Source organism: Fibrobacter sp. UWB2 (genome assembly GCF_002210425.1).
Lineage (GTDB): Bacteria > Fibrobacterota > Fibrobacteria > Fibrobacterales > Fibrobacteraceae > Fibrobacter > Fibrobacter elongatus.
This window is the reverse complement of sequence record NZ_MWQK01000002.1, coordinates 516380-537179: the sequence shown is the minus strand read 5'-3', so window position 1 is coordinate 537179 and position 20800 is coordinate 516380. Positions and strand designations below refer to the sequence as shown.

Genomic DNA, 20800 nt, shown 5'->3' with positions numbered 1-20800 from the left:
CTGCGTTTTTGTTGTAAAAACTTACATCGAGATTTTAACGAAACCACTATAAAAACGACCTAAATGAAAATATAATTGTTGTCATGAAATCAACAAAACTTTCTGCATTCTCTCTCTCTTTGCTGTTCAGTGCCGCTATGGCCACTGCAGCCGATACCGCAGGTAATTTCTTTGACGAAAACGGCGCCTACTACGGCCCGGACTGCGATAAAGAAAAAAACTATTCCGGCGCTTACTACACCGGTAACTATGAAAGCCCGTTCAAGACCGTCTTGGGCAAGACCGACGAAGAAATCCAGGAAAAAATGGATCAGTTGTGGAACCATTATTTTAAGGGCGACAACAATTCCAAGGTCTATTACGACAAGGGCAACGAAGCTTACATTCTCGACGTGAACAACAGAGACGTCCGTTCTGAAGGCATGTCTTACGGTATGATGATTGCTGTGCAGACCGGCCACAAAGAAGAATTCGACAAGCTCTGGAACTGGGCCAAGAACCACATGTGGCACAAGAGCGGTGGCTGGGATGGCTACTTCGCTTGGCAGCGCAACGAAAGCGGTTCCGGCGGTGACGACAACTGCGCTCCGGACGGCGAAATGTATTTTATGATGTCGCTACTTTTTGCAGCGAACCGCTGGAATGACAGCAAGTACATGGACGATGCCCAGTACATCTTGAAGAAGATGTGGGACAACGGCCAGCATAGCCTTTTCAACCCGCAACATTACGTTATCACGTTCCAGCCGCAGGGCAACGAAAACAACTTCTCCGACCCGTCTTACGACTTGCCGGCTTACGTTGATCTTTTCGCTCGCTGGTCCACCTCCAATCAGGATAAGTGGAGCAAGGCTGCAAAGGCTACACGCGATCACTTGTACAAATCCTCCAACACAAAGTCCGGCTTGTTCTCGGATTACAACAACTTCGACGGTACTCCGCACGGCGTAAGCTACAACGGCAATGCTGAAAAGTACATGTACGATGCCATGCGCTGCGCTATGAACTTCGGTATGGACTACTACCTCTTCGGTGCTGATTCTGCACGCCAAGAAGAAATGGCCCGCCGCATCATCGACTTCTTCGAAAAGGACAACTACAAGCATGCCCGTTTCAACTGGGACGGTTCCAATCCGCAGGAACAGTACACGCTTGGCGAAACTGGCGCAAACGCTGTGGCAGCAATGGCTTTGATCAACGATTCAAAGTATGATGAAGCCGTCAAGAAGAATCTCAAGATGGCTTGGGACGCAAGCCTCATGACTGGTCAGTACCGCTACTACGATGGCTTGGTGCACTACCTCGCCATGCTCCACTTGAGCGGAACGTTCAAGATTTGGAAGCCGAAGCCGGAAGTGACTGAAAAGGAAGTCACCGCCAACGAACACAACGGTGTCAAGATTGCTAAGGATACGACGTTCTATTCGTTCGAATCTTGCAAGCTCTACAAGGTGAACGCAAAGCCGGAACCGGAACAGGCCATCAACACCACAATCAGATTGAACAACAACGTAAGAGTTTGGTCCACCAACAGCGCCATCGTTATTGAAAACGCTGTAGTCGGCTCCAAGTTCGCCGTGACGGACATGAATGGTCGCGTGCTCAAGTCTGCAAAGACAAGCTCCCCCATGCAAGAAGTCCGCATCAACAGCAGAGGCAACTTCCTCGTCATTGTTGGCAACAAGACTTACAAGGTCGTGAAGTAATAATGTAAATGGGTGACTTCCAAATTGAGGTGAGATTGACAACTGAGCGTACAGAAATGTACGCTCTTTTTTTATAAAAAAAACTTAAATTACAAATATGTCTAGTACAAGAAACTTACTTAAAGCATTTTGCATGCTCGGCGGAATTTGCTCCGCGTGGGCAGCACCGCTGTTTATCGGCTATTACCCTGATTGGGGCAAATGGCACAAGCCCGCCTACACTGTAGATAAAGTTCCGTACAACAAATTAACGCATGTGCTGTGGAGTTTCATCACGCCTAACACGGACGGGACGCTCAAAGGCGATGCAGCAGAAGACCCCAGAGCCCTTGACGAAATGGTAACGCTCGCCCATGCGGCCGGTACAAAAGTCATCGTCTCGCTTGGCGGTGGCGGACAGAGCGACAATTTTGTGCCCGTAGCATCAAACGATGCGCTCCGTCAAAAATTCATCGCAAACCTCGTCAAATACGTCGCAGACCACAATCTTGATGGTCTTGACATGGATTGGGAATGGGAATACAATCCCGTCCCCGAGGCAGACACTATCGCCTACAGCAAATTGCTCACAGAGCTACGCGAAGCCCTCCCCAAAGACAAAAGCCTTTCGGCAGCACTTCCCTGCTCGCCCTATTACGGGAAATGGTTCACAGCCGAAGTCCTCGTGAAAAACTTGGACTGGTTCGGATTCATGACCTACGACATCACCGGCGACTGGGACGAAAAAGCCATGTTCGATTCGCCGCTCTACCCGCACGAAGGTTATACCACCTGGTCGTGGGAAGAAACGCGCGACTATTGGAAAAAGCGTGGCGTCCCGACAGAAAAGATGGTCTTTGGCATACCCTCATTTGGCTTTCAGTTTCAAGGAGCAACAGGCCCTGGCACCGACTTTACCAAAGGTACCGCCAAGCAAATCGCATACAAGGATATCGTCACAAATACCGACTGGAAATACTTCTATGACAGCGTCGCTGTAGAACCCTACGGCGTATCTTCGACCGGATACGTGACCTTCGAAGACCCGCATTCTTCCACCGTCAAATCGCGTTGGGTCAAGGAAAACGGTTACGCCGGCATCATGGTCTGGGAAGTTTCTCACGACTACATCGAAGGCGTCGGAAATCCGATTCTCGATAGCATCGCTATTGTATTGCACGAAGAAACGACAGGAATCCGCGACATTCACAAGAAGCGCGCGACGAGCTCTCGGCTAGACGCCTCGAAAAAACCGAATGCGCAAACAAAGCGCGTAGATGCACTCGGAAAAAGCGTACAAAACAAAGGCCATGAAAGTCGCCTAAAGAACAAGTTTATTTTTAGAGTGGAACCGTAAATATACCTTTCCCCTTGCCAAATATCTTTTACTTTAGTATAATTTGATAACAGTTATCAAATTTCGAGATAAGCATGGGCGTTATTAAATACAAAACAAAACAGCAGGAACTTCTCCTTTCCTGCTTCAAAGCGATGCAGGGCCGCCATTTCACAGCAGAAGACGTGGCGACTTATTTCCAGAAGCAGAACATTTCTATCGGCATTGCAACTATCTATCGCCAGATTGAAAAGTTTGTGGCGATGGGCGTTGTTCAAAAGTATTTCCTTGGCGAACAGAATGCCGCCTGCTTCCAATACATGGGCGAAGAATGCCACAAAGAAGTTTCGCATTTTCACCTGAAGTGCGAAAAATGCGGCACGCTCATCCATCTCGAATGTCACGATCTTGAACAGCTGAGTTCGCACCTGATGGCAGAACACGGTTTTGCACTTGATCCATTCCGCACTGTTTTTTACGGACTCTGTGAGAACTGCCGCCTAGCGACCTAACAACATAATTACATAATTTTTAGCAAAGGATTCTTATGAAAAAGAATAAGAAACCGGTGGTACTCATCACCGGGTATTTGGGGTCGGGTAAAACCACGCTTTTGAACAATCTTCTCAAACAAGAAAAGAGAAAAGTCGCCCTCATCGTAAACGATATGGGAAGCATCAATGTCGATGCCGAAATCTTGAAAAAGAACGGTTCGAACGTCACCGAATGCCCGATGTTCGAATTGCAAAACGGTTGCATCTGCTGCACGTTGCGCGATGAATTCATTGAACATGTTGAAAAAATTTCCAACCTCGATTCCATTGAAGTCGTGTTTGTCGAAGCCTCCGGCATCAGCGACCCGGGTGCGGTGAGCGCCAGTTTCCTCGCTTACGAAGAAGACAATCCAAATACGAATGTCTACTTGACTTCCATCGTCACAGTCGTCGATGGCGATAGAATTTACCGCGAATTCCTTAGCGAATTAAAGCAGAAAAAAGAAGAAAGAGATAGCCTCGCCGAAAAGTACGACTTGAGCGATGAAGAAATTTCGACACTGATTGTCGACCAGATTGAATTCTGCAATTTCATCATTTTGAACAAGTGCGATTTGCTCAGCGCAGACCAGCTCAAGGAAGTGGAATCTATCGTTCGCGATTTCCAGCCGCGTGCTCCGATTATCCATTCCGTCAACGGCGATATCGACATCGAAAAAATAATGACAACAAAGCCGTTCAACTACGATCAAATTGATTCCTCTTCGGCCATTCAAAAGGCTACCGCAACATTAACCCAGCCAGGTCGAAAGAACAATGGTTGCGTAGACGAATACGGAATCACATCGTTTGTTTTCGAAGCCAGGCGCCCGTTTAACAGAACACGCTTTATGGAATTTGTCAACAACAGATACCCGTCACAGCTCATCCGTTCCAAGGGCTACATCTGGTTCTCGGATGCCAGCAAGGACGTACAGCTATTCGAACAGGCCGGCAGAAATTCCTCGATTTTGCCCGTTTCGTATTGGATTGACGCATTGAGCGAAGATGTAAAGCAATCGTACATTGACGACAATCCAGAAATCAAAGAAAACTGGGACACTCAATTTGGCGACCGCGAGAACCAGGTCGTGTTCATCGGCAAAGGCTACAACAAGGATGACATCATTGTCGAGCTTGAAAAATGCCTTGACGAAAGAGCATTTGCTTAACGGGTATCACAAAATATTTGTTTAACCGCAAAAAATTCGAAAAAAGGGCGACCAGACAATCACTGAGTCGCCTTTTTGTTTATATTCATAATTATGAATTACAAACAGATCAATTTAAATGACTGGGAATTGCAAGGGGAAGGGGCTTTCGGAGAAAGCTACTTTTCTAAAACAGATTCGAGCATTATGCTCAAGCTCATGAAACCAGAGGGGCGCAAGGAAGACATTATCGCAGAGTTTGAAAATTCTAGAAAGATCGCTTCCGTCGGCTTTAAAACTCCTGCAGCAATCGAAATGGTTGAAGAAAGTCAATCGGGACGCCTTGGCATAATCTATGAGAAAGTGCAAGAAAAAATTTCGTTCACAAGGATGATTCACGACAATCCAAGTGACCTGCCCCGCATTGCCAAAATCCACGCCGAAGAAGCGAAAAAATTTCATGGCATAAACTGCGACCCAACCCAATTCTTGTGCTATAAAGAAACCATACGCAAGGCCATTCCAAAGCTATTCACATTCAAGAAGTACAAAGATATCTTGAAGGCCACTATAGAGCTAGTTCCTGACAGCTATGGATGCCTACAGTACGATTTCCAGCCTGGCAATATCGTACATTCAAACAAGACCGGTGAAAATTACTGGATAGACATGGGCGATTTCGGCTATGGGCATTACCTTTTTGATATAGCCTTTCTGTACATGTTTACCAACATTCTTTGTACCAAAAAAAGCGTGCAACAAATATTTCACATGACAGAACAACAGTTGCGCGATTACTGGGTGGAATTTACAGCCGCATATTTTGGCAGATCAATTCAACCAGACGAAATGTTCGGGAAAAAGATTCGGCTTCACTTAGCCTTGGCTGTGACTATAAAATACCACATAATCCCTGCACCTGGGCCTATAAAGTATATCATATTGAATATTATGCTTAGAAACGCCCTCAAGGGAATCATTCTGGAAGACGTTGCCGACATAATGGCGGCGGAAGTTTAGTTCCTAGAAAAACTCTTCGAAAGCTTTGGCGTTTGCGTAAAGGTCTTTACCGCGCCAGTCAAAAAGTCCCGAACCCCACGCGCCGCCGATAGTCGGTTCCCAGAAGAAGGAGCCGATCCAACGGTTCATTTCACGGACGGATTCACGAGTCTTTTGGCGGGATTTGTCGAAATTGTAGTGGTTATCGGAATCACCACCGTTGTATTCTGCAACGATAAATTCCAATTTTGAATACTTTGTCGTAATCGTATTGAACAAATTCTTCCACTTATCGGGTGTGCCGTCACCATATGCTGTGTAAGCAGAGAAACCCATCACATCGGCAGGGATTTTATAGTCATCAAAGATGACACCCATCCACCATTTAACTGTTTCTTCTTTGCGGATACGTTCAATGTGAAGCACCGTTTTCGTTGTCGGTGAGACTTCTTTAACAGCCTTGATGCCAGCATTGAAATACTTGGCGGCATTTGCCTTGCCTGCGGCAGTTCCCATATCGCCATTGACGGAAGTCGCCGCCTTATCGACACCATTTCCCCAACAGTCTGTTTTGCTGTTTGGCTTGTGGATCAAGATGCCAGGAGTCGTTTCATTGCCAACCTGCACCATGTCCGGCGTTGCGCCAGCATTCTTAAGAGCAATCATCAAATCCTTGGTGTATGCGTACACGGAATCAGCCATCGCATCAGCGTTGTTCACGTTACGCCAGCGTTCGGGGATAATCTGCTTGCCAGGATCCGCCCAGACATCGCTGTAATGGATATCCACAAGGAGCCCCATGCCCGCAGCCTTTACTTTTTTCGCATAAGCGACCACATGGTCCTTGTCACCATACGCTTCGGAATCATGACCGCAACCGCTTGCCGCATAGCCGTACTTTGCCTTAGGCGATACAAACGTGCGCAAGCGAATGGAGTTGAATCCGTGATTTTTTAGAATCGTAAAAATGTCGCTTTCTTTGCCATCGACATCGTAAAACTTTGTGTTATTTCGTTCGTATTCCTGGACTTCGGAAATATCCGCGCCATTGTAAAAGTCAATTTTTATAGGTTGAGCGGAAGATGAGCTTGGAGTTTTCGAAGAAGAACTAGACGCTTGCGATGACGAGGATTCTGCCGCCGATGACTGAGCTTCGGACGAGGAGGAACTCTGCAACGTTTCAGACGACGTCGGTTCTACCGCAGACGATGTCGCGACGGATGAAGACGATTCTGTCCCCGCCGACAAAGAGGTTTCCGAGGACGAGGAACCACCTACATCTTGGCCTGAAGATGATAAATTTTCAAAAGATGACGACGATTCTTGAGCCGAGGACTCCGGCACGCTCGATGAAGATTCCGGATCAAGTCCGGAATGACATGACGAAGATTCTTGCACAGACGAAGAACTCAAAGCATAAACAGGTGACAATGCCGTATCGTCACCACAAGATTGCATTAGCAAAGCAACAAAAGCGCAAGACACGCACGCCGCAAGATTTTTCAAAAACTTCATACCAACCCAGTCCTTTTCTTCCTTAAAAATACATCTTTATCGGCAATCCTCAAAATTTTAAATTGTAAAATTCCCGCATAAAAATTAAATTTCTAGCATGTTCAACGCGGATTTACTCACTTCGGCTAAAGTTCAGGATTTCATCAAGCTTGCAACCAAGAAAAAATTGGATGCATTGCAAGTTTCGACGCAACTTGCCAAGGAATTCAGCAACGAAGAACGAGCCGTCATTATGGACTATATGGCGCTTGTGCCGAAATTCCGCGAGAAATTCGGAATCGAGAGTACCGCATTCCTCCTTTGCGACAAACTAGCGCTGGAACAGAGCACCGCGCAAGATATCGGACGCTGGAAAGCAAACTTGTGGCCAAGCGGCCCCGAAGCCGTCGGCAAAACTGTTCATGACCTTTGCTGTGGCATGGGTGGCGATTCCTTCTTTTTGCCGAAGGAACTAACTGCAATTGGCGTTGACCTCGACGAAAACCGCCTTGCAATGTATCGCTACAACAGTTGCATAATGCGTGGCGTTTCGCCAGAAGCCTGCAACGCACACACCATTCTCGGAGATGTCCGCGAAGTCGCCAAAGAAAACGATTCCAAGAATGCGACGCTCACCCGCCCCAAAGCCGATTATTTCACGATTGACCCTGCCCGTCGAGCGATCGAAGGCGAGAATCAGCGTGACCTGCGCAACCTCACGCCCACATTCGAAGAAGTCATCGAGATTTCAAAGCATTACAAAGGCGGCATGGCAAAAATTCCGCCTGGCTACCCCATTTGCGAAATTCCGCGAGGCACAGAAATCTTGTACATTGGCTCCCGCACGGACTGCCGCGAATGCTTAGTGCTGTTCGGCGAACTCGCCCAAAATCCAGACCAAGTCCGCGCTGTAATGGTCGACAAAACAGGAAACGAAATTGCCAACTGGACGTTCGCCCGCGACGAGAAGCGCGAAGCTCGCAACGAGAGCGAACAATCGCAATACGACCACAATTACGAGCTCGAAGGCCGCGACCGCATTTACCGCACATCGAGCAGCGAATCCGACTTGCCACTCGGCGGGATTTCAAAGTTCATCGCAGAACCCGCGCCGGTGTTGCTCCGCAGCCACCTCTTTGGAGTGGTCGCCATCGCCCACGACGCAACAACACACCTGATTTCGCCAGGCATCGCTTACGTGACGAGCGAAAAGCCGCTCCCCGCCCCCGCTTTCGCCAACTACGAGATTTTGGAATCGTCCGAGATTTCGACAGGCGCCGTCCGCGCGATGCTCAAATCGCACGACATCGGAAAACTCACGCTCAAGCTGCGAGGCGTCAAAGTCGACCCCGACCAAGAAATCAAGCGCCTCAAGCCCAAAGGCAAAAACAGCGCAACGCTATTCTACACACGCCTCGACGGCGAGAAAATCGCGATACTCGCGAATTCTGTAAAGAACCTATAACCCAATAACAGCTATTATGTCCGTCAAACTTGAAGAATCTTGGCTAAAACTGCTCGCCGACCAGTTCGAACAGCCGTATTTTAAGCAAATCAAGGCAAAACTTTTGCAGGAACACGCGGAGCATCACGTGGTGTATCCTCCTGGACCGCAGATTTTTGCAGCCCTCGACTATTGCCCCGTCGATAAAGTCAAGGCCGTCATCATCGGACAAGACCCGTACCACAATCCAGGTCAGGCTCACGGGCTTTGCTTCTCGGTGCCATTTGGCATTGAACCGCCGCCATCCCTCGTGAACATTTTCCAGGAACTTCATGATGACTTGGGCATCACGCCGCCGCCACACGGGAATTTGGAAGGCTGGGCTCACCAGGGAATTTTGCTTTTGAACGCATCACTCACGGTGCGCGCCCACATGGCGGCAAGCCACGCAGGCATTGGCTGGCAGCAGTTCACGGACACGATTATCCAGCGACTTTCGCAAGTCCGCGAGAACCTCGTCTTTTTGCTCTGGGGCAGTTTTGCGATTAAAAAACAGGTTCTCATCGCGCCAAACCGTGGCCACCTGATTCTTACCGCTCCGCACCCGAGCCCGCTCTCAGCATACCGCGGATTCTTCGGTTGCAAGCACTTCAGCAAGGCAAACGCTTACCTTGTCAGCAAAGGGCTCGAACCCATCGACTGGAGCATAAAATAGACGAGAGACGACAAATGCGAAAGCCGAGAGTCGCGACAAAACTTGTTTTGGCATGACCGAGGTTAGCATTTGGGATTAGAGCAAAGCGATAATCCAAAGAAAAATTAGTAGGAGAATCATATGGCAAAGAACTGCAATGAAGAAAAGCACAACGAAGAAAACCGCAATAAGGTCATCGTCAGAACTAGCGTTGTCGGGATTGTCACCAACGTCATTCTCGCGAGCGTCAAGGCGGTTATCGGCCTTATGGCAAACTCCATTGCCGTCGTTCTCGATGCTGTGAACAACCTCTCGGACGCACTCTCGTCCATCATCACGATTGTCGGTAACAAGCTCTCGCGAAAATTGCCCAACGAAAAGCACCCGCTCGGTTACGGCCGCATTGAATACCTAACCGCCATGGTCATCGCCTCCATCGTGATTTACGCGGGCATCACCTCTTGCGTGGAATCCGTCAAGAAAATCATCCATCCCGAAGAAGCCGATTACTCCACAGTTTCGCTGATTATCATCGCCATCGCCGTCGTCGTGAAAGTCGTCCTCGGGCGTTACGTGAAATCGCAAGGAGAACGCGTAAATTCTGGTTCGCTCATCGCCTCCGGTTCCGACGCGCTCTTCGACGCCATCCTCTCCCTTTCCGTTCTCGCCTCGGCACTCATCTTCATTTTCACAGGTCTCTCGCTCGAAGCCTACGTTGGCGTCCTCATTTCCATCTTCATTATCAAGGCCGGCTTTGAAATGTTGAAGGACACCGTGAGCGACTTGCTCGGCAAGAAAAATGACAGCGAACTCACCAAGCAAATCAAGAGCCTCATCCGCAGCGAAGAAGGCGTCCACGGTGCATACGACCTCGTCATTAACGATTATGGTCCAGAAAAGAAACTCGCCTCCGTGCACGTGGAACTCCCCGACTCCATGACTGTCGCCAACCTGGATTCCCTCACCCGCAAACTCGAAAAGAAAGTCTACCGCGAAACAGGCGTCATCCTCACCGCTATCGGAGTCTACTCTTACAATACCCAAAACGACGAATCCGCCAAAATCCGCGACACGATTTCAAATAAAGTCAAATCTCACAATTGGGCTCTCCAGATGCACGGTTTTTACGTAGATATCGAAGCCAAGGAAATGCGCTTTGACGTGGTCATTAAATTCGGCGTGAACGCCCAGGAAGCCCTCGATACCATCAAGAGCGAAGCGGCAGAGCTCTACCCCGATTACAAGATTCAAGTTTCACCCGACATCGATTTAGGTTAATGAGCTTATAGACGAGAGATAAAAATCCCCTAGTAACTAGTAACTAATAACTAGTAACTCATTTCCAAAATACTATATTTGCGGCATGACTCACAAGAACTCACTAGGACGTCTCTTACTATTCATTTTTGTCGGCCTTATTTTGGGCGGCATCTTGAGCGAAGCTCTCGGAGCTTTGTTTGGAGAACTCGGAGTCCTCTTGAACGCTGGTGGCTACGATAACATTGTACACACCTTCTTTACAGAAGGTCCCGATTTCAGTATCGGGTTTTCTGGCGATACACCGCAGCCCGTCGTCATTGATTTGTACTTTGTCAAATTTGCACTTGGTTTTGGCTTCAAAGGGAATGCCTTAGGTGCAGTTGGCATGGGCTTAGCTATTTACATCATGAAATGGTCCGGAGAAAGATAATGCAGACTATTCAGGAACTTCAGGCTCAACTGGCTAACGGCAGCACCACTGCCGAAAAGCTCGCAAAAGCTTCCCTCGAAAAAATTGAATCTACAAAGAATTTGAACGCCTACATCTCGGTGCTGAACGACCGCGCTCTCGAACGCGCTAAGGAAAGCGACAAGCGCCGCGCCGAAGGCAAATCTCTGGGCGCCCTCGATGGCATCCCGGTCGCCGTGAAGGACAACATGTGCTTGACCGGCACACGCACCACGGCTGCCTCCAAGATTCTCGACAACTTTGTTGCTCCATACACCGCAACGGCTCTCGAAAAGCTCGAAGCCGCAGGCGCCATCATCGTCGGCAAGACGAACATGGACGAATTCGCCATGGGTTCCAGCAACGAAACCTCTTACTACGGCCCGGTCAAGAATCCGCTCGACGAATCCCGCGTTCCGGGTGGCTCCTCGGGTGGTTCCGCAGTCGCCGTAGCCTCTGGCACAGTTCCCTGCGCTCTCGGTTCCGACACGGGTGGATCTATCCGCCAGCCGGCTGCCTGCACAGGCGTTGTCGGTTTGAAGCCGACCTACGGCCGCGTTTCCCGTTACGGCCTCCTCGCCTACGCAAGCTCTCTTGACCAGATTGGTCCGTTCGGTGCAACCGTTCGTGACTGCGCAACGCTCCTTGGTGCGATTTGCGGCATTGACCCGCACGACAACACCACGAGCACTCGCCCGACCGAAGACTTTACCGCAAAGCTCGGCACTGGCGTGAAGGGCAAGGTCATCGGCGTTCCGAAGGAATACTTTGGCGAAGGCCTCGATGCAGAATGCAAGGCCGCTATCGAAAACATGCTCAAGAAGATGGAAGCCGAAGGCGCCACGATCAAGGAAGTGAGCCTCCCGCACATCAGCTACGCTGTGTCCAGCTACTACATCATCGCAACGGCAGAAGCTAGTTCCAACCTCAGCCGCTACGACGGCGTGCGTTACGGCTACCGCAGTCCCGAAGCTCGTAAGCTCTTCGACCTTTACGCCAAGTCCCGCAGCGAAGGTTTCGGCAAGGAAGTGCAGCGCCGCATCCTCCTCGGAAGCTACGTTCTCTCCGCCGGTTTCTATGACGCTTACTACGTGCAGGCCCAGAAGGTTCGCCGCCTCATCACGGACGACTTCACTGAAGCATTCAAGACTTGCGACGTGATTGCAAGCCCGACGATGCCGGGTCTCCCGCTCAAGTGCGGCATGAACGAATCCGATCCGATGGCCGTTTACCTCTCCGACATCTATACCGTCAGCTTGAACCTCGCCGGTCTCCCGGGCGTGAGCGTTCCGTGCGGTATGGCAGGCGGACTCCCAGTTGGCCTCCAGTGGATTGGCAAGCCGTTCCAGGAAGCAGACTTGCTCGCAGTTGCCGAAGCAACGGAACGCTTGAACAAGTAAAAAAAGTGCGACTTTAAAAGCCGCGACTCTCATAAAAAACGACGCCCACCAAGGCGCCGTTTTTTTTATTCCTTCCTGTGTTCGTACAGATAAAGGTTCGCCTCAGGAATTGTTAATTCGGAGCTTTCTAAAATCCATTCATCGTCAGTACCGCTGCGATACGTAACGACTACGCTATATTTTTTATTGGACTGCAAAATTTCTTGCGGAACGGTCCAGAAGTTTTCCGTCCCCACAACAAACTCAAGCGTATAAGACTTGTCACCATCCAACTCATTGAACACGATTTTGCGGACAGCATCTTTCGGGTTACGAACCTGGATAATGCTCCAATACGTGCTTGCACCTTCTTTGACCCAAATGGATGTGGAATCACCCCACACGCCTTCAACACCTTCGCAGCTCACGAATTCCCATTCACCGTAGTAGCGGCCGACCTGGATTCCCATGATATCGCTAGCGGGCGCACCGCCCAAATCCACGCCGCAGTTTGCATCCGGGCAACGGTCCGTAATGCGTACCGTCACTTCTTTCCAGCCATCCGGCGTTTTTGCCTTCACATGAACGCAGCCTCCGCAAGCAGCGCCGCCATCCCACGGGCCTTTGTCATCGCCCGGCGAGACATTCACATGGATAGCCGCATAATACTGAATATTCGTCTGTCCGTAATTGCAGGCGCCACCGAGACTCGTTTCTTTCGCAGTGATGCTCCCGTAAGTTGTCACAGAGCCCTTACCGCCGTTTTCCACAAGCGTCGGGTCTGCCGCCGTATAGCTATCGCAGTTCGTGCAAACACCGCTATCCGACGATTCCGCAGGCTTCTCGGAAGAAGACGATTCTGCGGCCTTCTCGGCACTAGAGCTTGATGATTGCGTGACCTTTTCAGAAGAAGATTCCGCGGACTTTTCCGAGCTCGAGCTTTCGGACTTCACCGAGCTGGAACTTGCAGAAATTTTCGCAGAACTGCTCAATGGCTTCGCGGATTCTTGAGAAGACGAAGATTCCGCCAACATCTCGGAAGAAGATAGATCCTCGCCCATAGCAACCGGCGCACCATCAGTCGAATCGCCACACGCCACAAACGCAAACGGCACCGCAAGCGAACCTGCGAGCACCGCCGCCAACAACCAACTCGAACGTGACCTTTTATTCATAAAAAACGCTACCTTGCTGTCATGCCCGTCGATCCCGTCACTTCGTTCCAGAATGACAGAGCATCTCCTTTTCACCAATATATATCAAAAGACCCGCAACATCAAGTTACGGGTCTCTTAAATAATCATTTCCAAAAAGGCGCGCTTTCCCGATTAAGTCTCGGGCATTCAGCAAACGATTAGTCGCCCGTTCTGTAGTTCGGGGCTTCCTTCGTGATGGTCACATCGTGCGGATGAGATTCACGGAGGCCTGCGCCCGTGATACGGACAAACGTAGCCTTCTTGTAGAGTTCTTCGAGGTTCGCAGCACCGGCATAACCCATAGCAGAGTGGATACCGCCAATGAGCTGGTAAACGGTGTCGCGGAGCGGTCCCTTGTACGGAACACGGCCTTCGATGCCTTCCGGAACAAACTTGCGCGGTTCCTGAACGCCACCCTGGAAGTAACGGTCAGCAGAGCCAGCCTTCATGGCGCCGAGAGAACCCATGCCGCGGTAGCTCTTGTAGCTACGGCCATCAGCGAGGATGACTTCGCCCGGAGCTTCTTCGGTACCGGCAAAGAGAGAGCCCACCATCACAGCGTGACCGCCAGCAGCCAAAGCCTTGACGATATCGCCAGAGAACTTGAGGCCACCGTCAGCGATAATCTTCACGCCGACCTTGCGAGCCATCTTGCCGCATTCCACGACAGCGGAGAACTGCGGGTAACCGACACCAGCAATGATACGGGTCGTGCAGATGGAACCCGGACCGATACCCACCTTGACGATGTTGGCACCGCACTTGGCGAGTTCTTCGACAGCTTCCGGCGTGCAAACGTTACCGGCGCAAATCGTGAGCTTCGGATATTTCTTGCGAACGGTCTTCACCATGTTACGCACACCGATGTGGTGGCCGTGAGCCGTATCGATAATCAACAAGTCAACGCCAGCATCCACGAGGGCTGCGACGCGTTCAAGAGTATTTGCAGAAGTGCTAACAGCAGCACCAACGAGCAACTGACCATTCTTGTCGAGGCTTGCGTTCGGGTTGTTTTCGCGCTTCAAGATGTCCGTCATCGTGATGAGGCCCTTCAAAGCACCAGAAGCGTCCACGAGCGGGAGCTTTTCAATGCGCTTTTCGGCGAGGATTTCCTTCGCCTTGGCGAGGCTCACCTTCGGGCTTGCCGTCACCGGATTCTTGGTCATGACCGTGCTGATTTTCACGTTCATGTCGCTAACGGTGCGGAGGTCGCGGCTCGTGAGCATACCGACGAGCTTACCCTTGGAGAGAATCGGGAAACCGCTCACCTTGTTGCGAGCACGCTGTTCAAAAGCAGCAGACACCGGTTCATCGGCATCGAGCGTCACCGGATTGGTCACAATACCGGACTGCCAGCGCTTGACCTTGCGGACTTCTTCAGCCTGGTCTTCAATGGACATATTCTTGTGGATAATGCCGAGGCCACCCTGCAAAGCAAGGGAAATAGCGAGCGGAGCCGTCGTAACGGTATCCATTGCAGCACTGATTATAGGAATGTTCAGCTTGATATTCGGGGCGAGCTGGGTGCTCACATCCGTCTGAGCCGGAAGAACAGAAGATTCAGCGGGAACGAGTAAGACGTCATCAAACGTCAAAGCTTCTGGCAAAAGTTTCATAAAGTACCTCTTTTGCGCATAGAATATAGTAATTTTCGGTTTTAAATCCTAGCTCTAAACCACTAGAATTATGTAAAAAGTGGTTATTCGTTAGCGTTTTAAAAAGGGGGAAGCCTCCCCCTGGTTCGCACTACGTCGCTCTCCACCCCTTCGAACGGGCGCTCAGTCGCCGCCCCGTAACGCCCCGGCTTGTATTATCGCTCGACAGCAATCGTCTTGGCAAAGGCCCCACGCTTGACCAGATAAACGGACGAACGAGCAAACTTGTTTGCTACAGCCTGCTTAAGCGACAAACCACTCTTCAGTTCAACCTTGCCGAGGAAATTTCCCTGCATATCGAACACTTGATAAATCCCCGCCTTGTCAAAGCGCTGTACCGTAAACGGAATCGCATCGGTCCCCGAACTCGAAGAACCGCCAACACTGCTCGAAGATTTCGCTACCTTCTCCGATGACGAACTCGGCACCATTTTTGACGAACTCGACGCCACAGAACTTGAACTTAAAGCAACGGAACTGGACGACGGAACTTCTTCACCTTTGACGTAAACCTTTATGTGCGGGAAATCAGCCGTACCGGAAACGCCGTTACTCATGCTCCCCGCTTCGCCAAGCACCTTGGCTTCGTAGAGTTTTCCCATCTCCATGCCCAGCTTTTCCCACTGTCTCATGTGAGCGCTAATATTGATGACTCCGCAATCACGGGCATTTTCACGAATGCTGAAATACTGCAAGAAAGTCGTATTGCCCTGTGTCTTGATGGCCGGCCCCGTATGTTCACCCCAATAAACGGAGTATTTGGCACCATCGATTGTGTAATCGCCCATCTTATGGCTAGCGACCCAATCGCCAGGCCTCCACCCCGTCAGCCAGTTATCGACAACATAATATTCGACCAGTTTGCTCGGGGATTTCGAAACTTCTTCCATCCAACCGTAGACACCGACATAGGAGTAATCGGCACCATTGATATTCTGTTTCACGAGCTTGAATTCCGCAAGCATATCGCCGCCAAGTTCGTCATACTTCTTGTCGCTATCGAACGAAAGCCCCGCACGGCAAAGGTAGTCTCCAGCACTCTGGAAAGAACATGCCATGGATCCATCTTCATAAATTGTAAGCGAACCTGAAGTAGCCCTGTCGTACCAAAGCTCGTAACCGACACCGTTGTACGAGCTCACTTCGTTCCCGTTCACTTTTTTGCTTGCACCAGTATGTTTCGCTGTATTGCAAAAATCCTGTGCCAATGCCCCCGCCGTGAGTCCCATACTCAAAGCGATAATAATTTTATTCACCATACATACCTCCACCAAAAGGTTACTTTCAATATAATAAAAAAGCCCGACAAGTTAATCACTAGTCGAGCTCATAACAATTTTAATGTATCCGTTGCATATAACGGCTTTACTTCCCGTTGTAGCGTTCCATGCACTTTTCCATGCCGAGCTTAAAGTAGCATTCCACAAGGGCAGGGACCTTTGCGATTGCTTCATCGAATTTCGGGCGGTCTTCGGGCGAGAACTTCGCCAAAACCCAGTTGCTGAGGTCAAATTTCGGAGGGCATTTGCCCACGCCAAAGCGGATGCGCGGGAATTTGTCGCCCACATGCTCGATAATGTTGCGTAGCCCATTCTGACCGCCGTGGCTGCCGTCCTTGCGGCAACGGATACGGCCAACATCCAAATTAATATCATCGCTAAAAACGAGCAAATGATCAACCTTGACCTTGTACCACGTCATAAGCGCCTGAACCGCTTCGCCGGAGAGGTTCATGTAAGTCTGCGGCTTCACGAGGAGGCATTCTTCGCCTGCAATGTTCACCTTCATGGTGAGCGCCTTGTGTTCCGATTTCCAGTCCTTGCTCGGGTCAGCGAGCTTTTCAACTGCCATAAAACCGGCATTGTGGTGCGTATTCGAATACTGCGTTCCAGGATTTCCAAGACCGACAATTAAGTACATAATAAGACCTTTAAAAAATATCGTTACTTTTCCGCATCGAGTTCGCTATACGCTTTTGCGGCATTTGCGCGAACTTCATCAGCATTGCTATCCTGTTGCTGCACGACAGGTTCAGAACTAGCACACCCAAGAAGGGCGATAAAAGAAAGGCAAGATAAAAGCTTGAGTAATTTCATAACTTAAAATATAGAATTTTCAACGAAAAAAGACCCGCCCCAATCGGAGCCGGTCTCTTAATGCCTTTCAGCTTGTTGCCAGAATTAGTTGGCAGCCGGAGCAGCGGCAGCGGCAGCGGCGTCAGCAGCCGGAGCAGCAGCAGCGTCCTTCTTCTTGGACTTAGAAGAAATCGTGAAGATAACGGTGCGCGGGCCAGAAGCGAGCGTAACGTTTTCCGGGAGCTTGAAATCCTTAGCGTAGAAGGTCACGTTCGTTTCGAAGTTGGAGATGTCCAATTCGAGAACAGACGGGATGCTTGCCGGCTTAGCAGCGAGCATGAGATAACGAGCTTCCTGAGAGAAGAGACCGCCCTGAGTCTTCACGCCAACCGGGAGACCGGAAAGCTTGACCGGGATGCGAACCTTAACGAATTCGTCATCAGCGATCTTGATGAAGTCAACGTGCGTGATCTTCTGGGTGAGAGCGTCCTTCTGGACACTGTAGACGAGAGCCGGATTGCCAGCCTTGCCATCGATTTCGAGGTCAAGAAGCGTGTAACGCTTGCCCGGAGCAAGAACCTTGCGCAAGTCGATTTCGCTGACGCTGATGTTCTTAGCTTCGATACCCTTACCATAATAGACGGCCGGAATCTGACCAGCCTTACGCAAACGGGCGTTGTCGCGGTTTGCACCTAGCACTCTCGAGGCAGCTTTGAGCGTTGTGAGTTCCATTGTGTTATCTCCATTAGATAAAAAAATTCATTGGGGTAGCAGGATTCGAACCTACGAATAACGGAATCAAAATCCGTTGTCTTACCACTTGACGATACCCCAATGATGCGACAAAGATAGTAAAAAAGTCCCTTTTGTCAAAGACAAACGTGCATAAATTTCAAAAAAACAAGCAATTTCCAGGACTTAAACCGTAAAATTGAGTTACTAGTTAATAGTTAGTAGTTACTAGAGATTGCTATATAAACAATTTTAGTAACCAAGAACTACAAGATGCGGTAAAGCCTGCCTAGTAACTAGTAACTCCGAACTAATAACTGCGGCGAAGTCGCTCTACCTATGCCAGAATTTGGTGACGGTCTGGTAGCGGGAAATCGGCTTTAGAACGGCGGCAGCCTTTTCAGCGAGTTCCTTGGTCTTGAAAATCCCGAAAACGGAAGCGCCCGAACCAGACATCAAGGCGACATCAGCCCCAAGTTCAATGAATTTCTGCTTCATCTCGGCAACAAGCGGGTGCGTCGGGAAAACCGAGATTTCGAAAGCATTGAAACACATTTCGGGATTGACAATCTGCTTAAACGTTTCCGAAAGCGGTTCAGCAATAGGATCTCCACACAACGGAGGATTCATTTTTGATTTCCACGCCGCTTTGTACTGCTCCCAGCGGTCGGGCCCAGACTTCGGGACCCCCGCATAGGCATCCTTCGTCGGAACAGAATCGAGCGGAGTCGCAATGAGGAGAGCGGCCCCCTCCGGGAGTTCGAGCGGTTCCACGAACGTCAAACGCTCGCCAATACCTTCAGCAAAAGCGGTTCCGCCACGAACGAGGAACGGCACGTCGGCGCCAAGCCGAGCGCCGATAGATTCCAAAACCTCAAACGGATAGTCCAAATTCCACAGGCGGTTGAGCAAACGGAGCGTCGCCGCGGCATCGGCACTGCCACCACCAAGACCTGCCCCAAGCGGCATGACCTTCGTGAGGTGGATGTCCGCACCAAGAGCGCAATTGGCATATTCCTTGAGGGCCTTCGCGGCCTTGAACACGAGGTCGGATTCCAGCGGGTAATTCTGCGGTTCGTTGTACGTCAGGTGGAGTTCGCCATCTTCACGGAGCGTCGCTTCGACTGTATCACCGGCATCGACAGTCTGGAACACGGTTCCCAAATCGTGGTAACCGTCTTCGCGCTTGCGGATGACATCTAAAAACAAATTGATTTTTGCAGGAGCGTATTCTTTCATGACCACAAACCTAGCAAAAAAATTTTTAGTCCACCTTGAGGACCATCATTGTAAGGTCATCAAAGGGATCTGTTCCTTCAGAGAATACATTCACGTCATCCGAGATTTCCCTCAAGAATTTTTCACCGCCACGAATTTTGATGGAATTTAATTTTTTCAAAAGTCGTTCTTCACCATAAAGTTCTGCGGAAGCATTGTGAGCTTCAGTAAGACCATCGGTATAAAGGAAAAGGCAATCTCCGCTTTCAAACTGAATTTCAGATTCTTTATACTGCGTAGTGTCAAACCCGGCGAGGAACACCCCATGGCGTTGCCGCAGGAACTCGAACGAGCCGTCTTTTTTGGCAAAGCATACGGCATTATGCCCCGCATTGGTACATTTCATGACCTTTGTTTTAGTATCCAAAATTCCTATCCAAGCCGTAGCAAACATTTCTTCAGCATTGTTCTCACATAAAAGTCGATTCACATCATTGAATATCTCTGCCGTAGAAAGTTTCATGGATGCATGGTCACGAATCATCGTTTTCACAACCATCATGAAGAGTGCCGCCGGCACACCTTTTCCCGACACATCGGCAATGACAAAGCAAATATGCGTACCGTCTATTTCAAAGAAATCGTAGAAATCACCACCCACTTCTTTTGCCGTGGTCATTGATGCAAAAACATCGAGTTCGGGGTGTTTCGAAAACGCATGCACCACCGTAGGGAGCGCCCCCGACTGGATATTTGCGGCCAGCTGTAAATCCGACTCCACCGCAGCAATTCTTTCGCGACTTTTAACAAACCTTTCCGTATTCACGTATGTCGTAAAAAAGACAAAGCCTACCGCCCAAGCAAAGCTTATCACCACGTAGTTTTCATCAATTTCAAGGACATAAGTCTGCACAGCTATTACGCTGACTGTCAACACAGCAAATATCAACAAATTTCTGGCATAAGAGATATTTTCACTTCTCTTTTTACGGTGCAAAACCAAATAATAAATCGCTAGAAAAATCGAGACACCCATATAAAGAAAGGAAATGGGCGCTACAAAATAATCAAACAATGGCATATACTCGATGCCATGTTCATCATAGGAATACACCAAATTCGTCCATGGTGTAGAAAGACATAAAAGGGTCGTCAAAACAATAGGGGCAACAAATAAAAGACCATACAACTTCTTCGATTTTAAAACAATTTCAAAACGATCTAGAGTGAACCAAGCGAACACCGATGTTCCAAATACGAGACCGATTGCATAAACGTAGGCGCAAGTATATTCTAAAACCGGACGTCCAGCGCCCTCTACAAAATGCCATATTCCATCGAATACAGAAACTATAATAGCCGAAATAAGGGTAAGTGACAGCTTATCCTTCATGCTTATCTTATACAGTACAACGTTATTGTACAGCATAAAAACAAGCAACAGTACTGAAAAGAGCGATATTTCGACAAAAAGTGTCTCGGTTATATTGTCAGCAATCAT

Annotated in this window: 19 protein-coding genes and 1 tRNA gene; 10 read left to right on the top strand and 10 right to left on the bottom strand. The window is 49.5% G+C overall.

Annotation, left to right across the window (positions count from 1 at the left end):
• The first annotated feature begins 83 nt into the window (after nt 1-83).
• The 5 genes from B7982_RS05685 (at nt 84) to B7982_RS05665 (ending at nt 5725) form a co-directional block, all read left to right on the top strand.
• A complete protein-coding gene (locus B7982_RS05685) occupies nt 84-1706 on the top strand; it encodes a glycosyl hydrolase family 8 (RefSeq protein ID WP_088659910.1) in 1623 nt (540 codons plus the stop codon).
• 97 nt (nt 1707-1803) lie between these two features.
• Nucleotides 1804-3042, top strand: coding sequence for a glycoside hydrolase family 18 protein (locus B7982_RS05680; RefSeq protein WP_088659909.1), 1239 nt, complete (start codon nt 1804-1806; stop codon nt 3040-3042).
• A gap of 74 nt (nt 3043-3116) precedes the next feature.
• Nucleotides 3117-3533 (top strand): Fur family transcriptional regulator, encoded by a 417-nt coding sequence (locus tag B7982_RS05675; RefSeq protein ID WP_088659908.1) that lies wholly within the window; start codon nt 3117-3119, stop codon nt 3531-3533.
• 35 nt (nt 3534-3568) lie between these two features.
• On the top strand, nt 3569-4726 hold the full coding sequence (locus B7982_RS05670) for a GTP-binding protein (RefSeq protein WP_088659907.1): 1158 nt from the start codon (nt 3569-3571) through the stop codon (nt 4724-4726).
• A gap of 93 nt (nt 4727-4819) precedes the next feature.
• Complete coding sequence (locus tag B7982_RS05665) at nt 4820-5725, top strand: TIGR02172 family protein (RefSeq protein WP_088660016.1); 906 nt, start codon at nt 4820-4822, stop codon at nt 5723-5725.
• Nucleotides 5726-5728: 3 nt separating this feature from the next.
• Here B7982_RS05665 and B7982_RS05660 read toward each other — a convergent pair whose 3' ends face one another.
• Nucleotides 5729-7219: a glycosyl hydrolase 53 family protein gene (locus B7982_RS05660; protein WP_088659906.1), complete on the bottom strand. Its 1491-nt coding sequence runs from the start codon at nt 7217-7219 to the stop codon at nt 5729-5731.
• Between the two features lie 97 nt (nt 7220-7316).
• Here B7982_RS05660 and B7982_RS05655 point away from each other — a divergent pair, with 97 nt between their 5' ends.
• The 5 genes from B7982_RS05655 (at nt 7317) to gatA (ending at nt 12444) form a co-directional block, all read left to right on the top strand.
• Nucleotides 7317-8663: a class I SAM-dependent methyltransferase gene (locus B7982_RS05655; protein ID WP_088659905.1), complete on the top strand. Its 1347-nt coding sequence runs from the start codon at nt 7317-7319 to the stop codon at nt 8661-8663.
• A gap of 16 nt (nt 8664-8679) precedes the next feature.
• Nucleotides 8680-9357, top strand: coding sequence for a uracil-DNA glycosylase (ung, locus tag B7982_RS05650; protein WP_073423075.1), 678 nt, complete (start codon nt 8680-8682; stop codon nt 9355-9357).
• A 120-nt stretch (nt 9358-9477) separates the two neighbouring features.
• On the top strand, nt 9478-10614 hold the full coding sequence (locus tag B7982_RS05645) for a cation diffusion facilitator family transporter (RefSeq protein WP_088659904.1): 1137 nt from the start codon (nt 9478-9480) through the stop codon (nt 10612-10614).
• Nucleotides 10615-10699: 85 nt separating this feature from the next.
• Nucleotides 10700-11026 (top strand): DUF4321 domain-containing protein, encoded by a 327-nt coding sequence (locus tag B7982_RS05640; protein WP_088659903.1) that lies wholly within the window; start codon nt 10700-10702, stop codon nt 11024-11026.
• Nucleotides 11026-12444 (top strand): Asp-tRNA(Asn)/Glu-tRNA(Gln) amidotransferase subunit GatA, encoded by a 1419-nt coding sequence (gene gatA / locus B7982_RS05635; RefSeq protein WP_088659902.1) that lies wholly within the window; start codon nt 11026-11028, stop codon nt 12442-12444. The genes B7982_RS05640 and gatA overlap by 1 nt, the downstream gene beginning before the upstream one ends.
• 65 nt (nt 12445-12509) lie before the next feature.
• Here the strand turns inward: gatA and B7982_RS05630 are convergent, their stop codons facing one another.
• The 9 genes from B7982_RS05630 to B7982_RS05595 all read right to left on the bottom strand — a co-directional run bounded on the left by B7982_RS05630 (nt 12510) and on the right by B7982_RS05595 (nt 20800).
• Complete coding sequence (locus tag B7982_RS05630) at nt 12510-13598, bottom strand: expansin-like protein (protein ID WP_088659901.1); 1089 nt, start codon at nt 13596-13598, stop codon at nt 12510-12512.
• Between the two features lie 179 nt (nt 13599-13777).
• Nucleotides 13778-15235 (bottom strand): IMP dehydrogenase, encoded by a 1458-nt coding sequence (gene guaB, locus B7982_RS05625; RefSeq protein WP_014547067.1) that lies wholly within the window; start codon nt 15233-15235, stop codon nt 13778-13780.
• 194 nt (nt 15236-15429) lie between these two features.
• Nucleotides 15430-16533: a glycoside hydrolase family 11 protein gene (locus B7982_RS05620; protein WP_088659900.1), complete on the bottom strand. Its 1104-nt coding sequence runs from the start codon at nt 16531-16533 to the stop codon at nt 15430-15432.
• A gap of 106 nt (nt 16534-16639) precedes the next feature.
• Entirely contained in the window at nt 16640-17194 is a 555-nt protein-coding gene (gene pth / locus B7982_RS05615; RefSeq protein ID WP_088659899.1) for an aminoacyl-tRNA hydrolase, read from the bottom strand.
• A 23-nt stretch (nt 17195-17217) separates the two neighbouring features.
• Entirely contained in the window at nt 17218-17370 is a 153-nt protein-coding gene (locus B7982_RS14875; RefSeq protein ID WP_158212973.1) for a hypothetical protein, read from the bottom strand.
• Nucleotides 17371-17454: 84 nt separating this feature from the next.
• Entirely contained in the window at nt 17455-18081 is a 627-nt protein-coding gene (locus B7982_RS05610; RefSeq protein WP_088659898.1) for a 50S ribosomal protein L25, read from the bottom strand.
• Between the two features lie 30 nt (nt 18082-18111).
• Nucleotides 18112-18183 (bottom strand) — tRNA-Gln (locus B7982_RS05605).
• Between the two features lie 231 nt (nt 18184-18414).
• Complete coding sequence (ispE, locus tag B7982_RS05600) at nt 18415-19320, bottom strand: 4-(cytidine 5'-diphospho)-2-C-methyl-D-erythritol kinase (RefSeq protein ID WP_088659897.1); 906 nt, start codon at nt 19318-19320, stop codon at nt 18415-18417.
• Between the two features lie 25 nt (nt 19321-19345).
• Nucleotides 19346-20800, bottom strand: a complete 1455-nt coding sequence (locus B7982_RS05595) for a SpoIIE family protein phosphatase (protein ID WP_088659896.1) — start codon at nt 20798-20800, stop codon at nt 19346-19348.

Bases quoted from the DNA above. Each gene is read 5' to 3' on its own strand.
- B7982_RS05685 (WP_088659910.1), top strand. From the start codon at position 84: ATGAAATCAACAAAACTTTCTGCATTCTCTCTCTCTTTGCTGTTCAGT.
- B7982_RS05680 (WP_088659909.1), top strand. From the start codon at position 1,804: ATGTCTAGTACAAGAAACTTACTTAAAGCATTTTGCATGCTCGGCGGA.
- B7982_RS05675 (WP_088659908.1), top strand. From the start codon at position 3,117: ATGGGCGTTATTAAATACAAAACAAAACAGCAGGAACTTCTCCTTTCC.
- B7982_RS05670 (WP_088659907.1), top strand. From the start codon at position 3,569: ATGAAAAAGAATAAGAAACCGGTGGTACTCATCACCGGGTATTTGGGG.
- B7982_RS05665 (WP_088660016.1), top strand. From the start codon at position 4,820: ATGAATTACAAACAGATCAATTTAAATGACTGGGAATTGCAAGGGGAA.
- B7982_RS05660 (WP_088659906.1), bottom strand. From the start codon at position 7,219: ATGAAGTTTTTGAAAAATCTTGCGGCGTGCGTGTCTTGCGCTTTTGTT.
- B7982_RS05655 (WP_088659905.1), top strand. From the start codon at position 7,317: ATGTTCAACGCGGATTTACTCACTTCGGCTAAAGTTCAGGATTTCATC.
- ung (WP_073423075.1), top strand. From the start codon at position 8,680: ATGTCCGTCAAACTTGAAGAATCTTGGCTAAAACTGCTCGCCGACCAG.
- B7982_RS05645 (WP_088659904.1), top strand. From the start codon at position 9,478: ATGGCAAAGAACTGCAATGAAGAAAAGCACAACGAAGAAAACCGCAAT.
- B7982_RS05640 (WP_088659903.1), top strand. From the start codon at position 10,700: ATGACTCACAAGAACTCACTAGGACGTCTCTTACTATTCATTTTTGTC.
- gatA (WP_088659902.1), top strand. From the start codon at position 11,026: ATGCAGACTATTCAGGAACTTCAGGCTCAACTGGCTAACGGCAGCACC.
- B7982_RS05630 (WP_088659901.1), bottom strand. From the start codon at position 13,598: ATGAATAAAAGGTCACGTTCGAGTTGGTTGTTGGCGGCGGTGCTCGCA.
- guaB (WP_014547067.1), bottom strand. From the start codon at position 15,235: ATGAAACTTTTGCCAGAAGCTTTGACGTTTGATGACGTCTTACTCGTT.
- B7982_RS05620 (WP_088659900.1), bottom strand. From the start codon at position 16,533: ATGGTGAATAAAATTATTATCGCTTTGAGTATGGGACTCACGGCGGGG.
- pth (WP_088659899.1), bottom strand. From the start codon at position 17,194: ATGTACTTAATTGTCGGTCTTGGAAATCCTGGAACGCAGTATTCGAAT.
- B7982_RS14875 (WP_158212973.1), bottom strand. From the start codon at position 17,370: ATGAAATTACTCAAGCTTTTATCTTGCCTTTCTTTTATCGCCCTTCTT.
- B7982_RS05610 (WP_088659898.1), bottom strand. From the start codon at position 18,081: ATGGAACTCACAACGCTCAAAGCTGCCTCGAGAGTGCTAGGTGCAAAC.
- ispE (WP_088659897.1), bottom strand. From the start codon at position 19,320: ATGAAAGAATACGCTCCTGCAAAAATCAATTTGTTTTTAGATGTCATC.
- B7982_RS05595 (WP_088659896.1), bottom strand. From the start codon at position 20,800: ATGATTGCTGACAATATAACCGAGACACTTTTTGTCGAAATATCGCTC.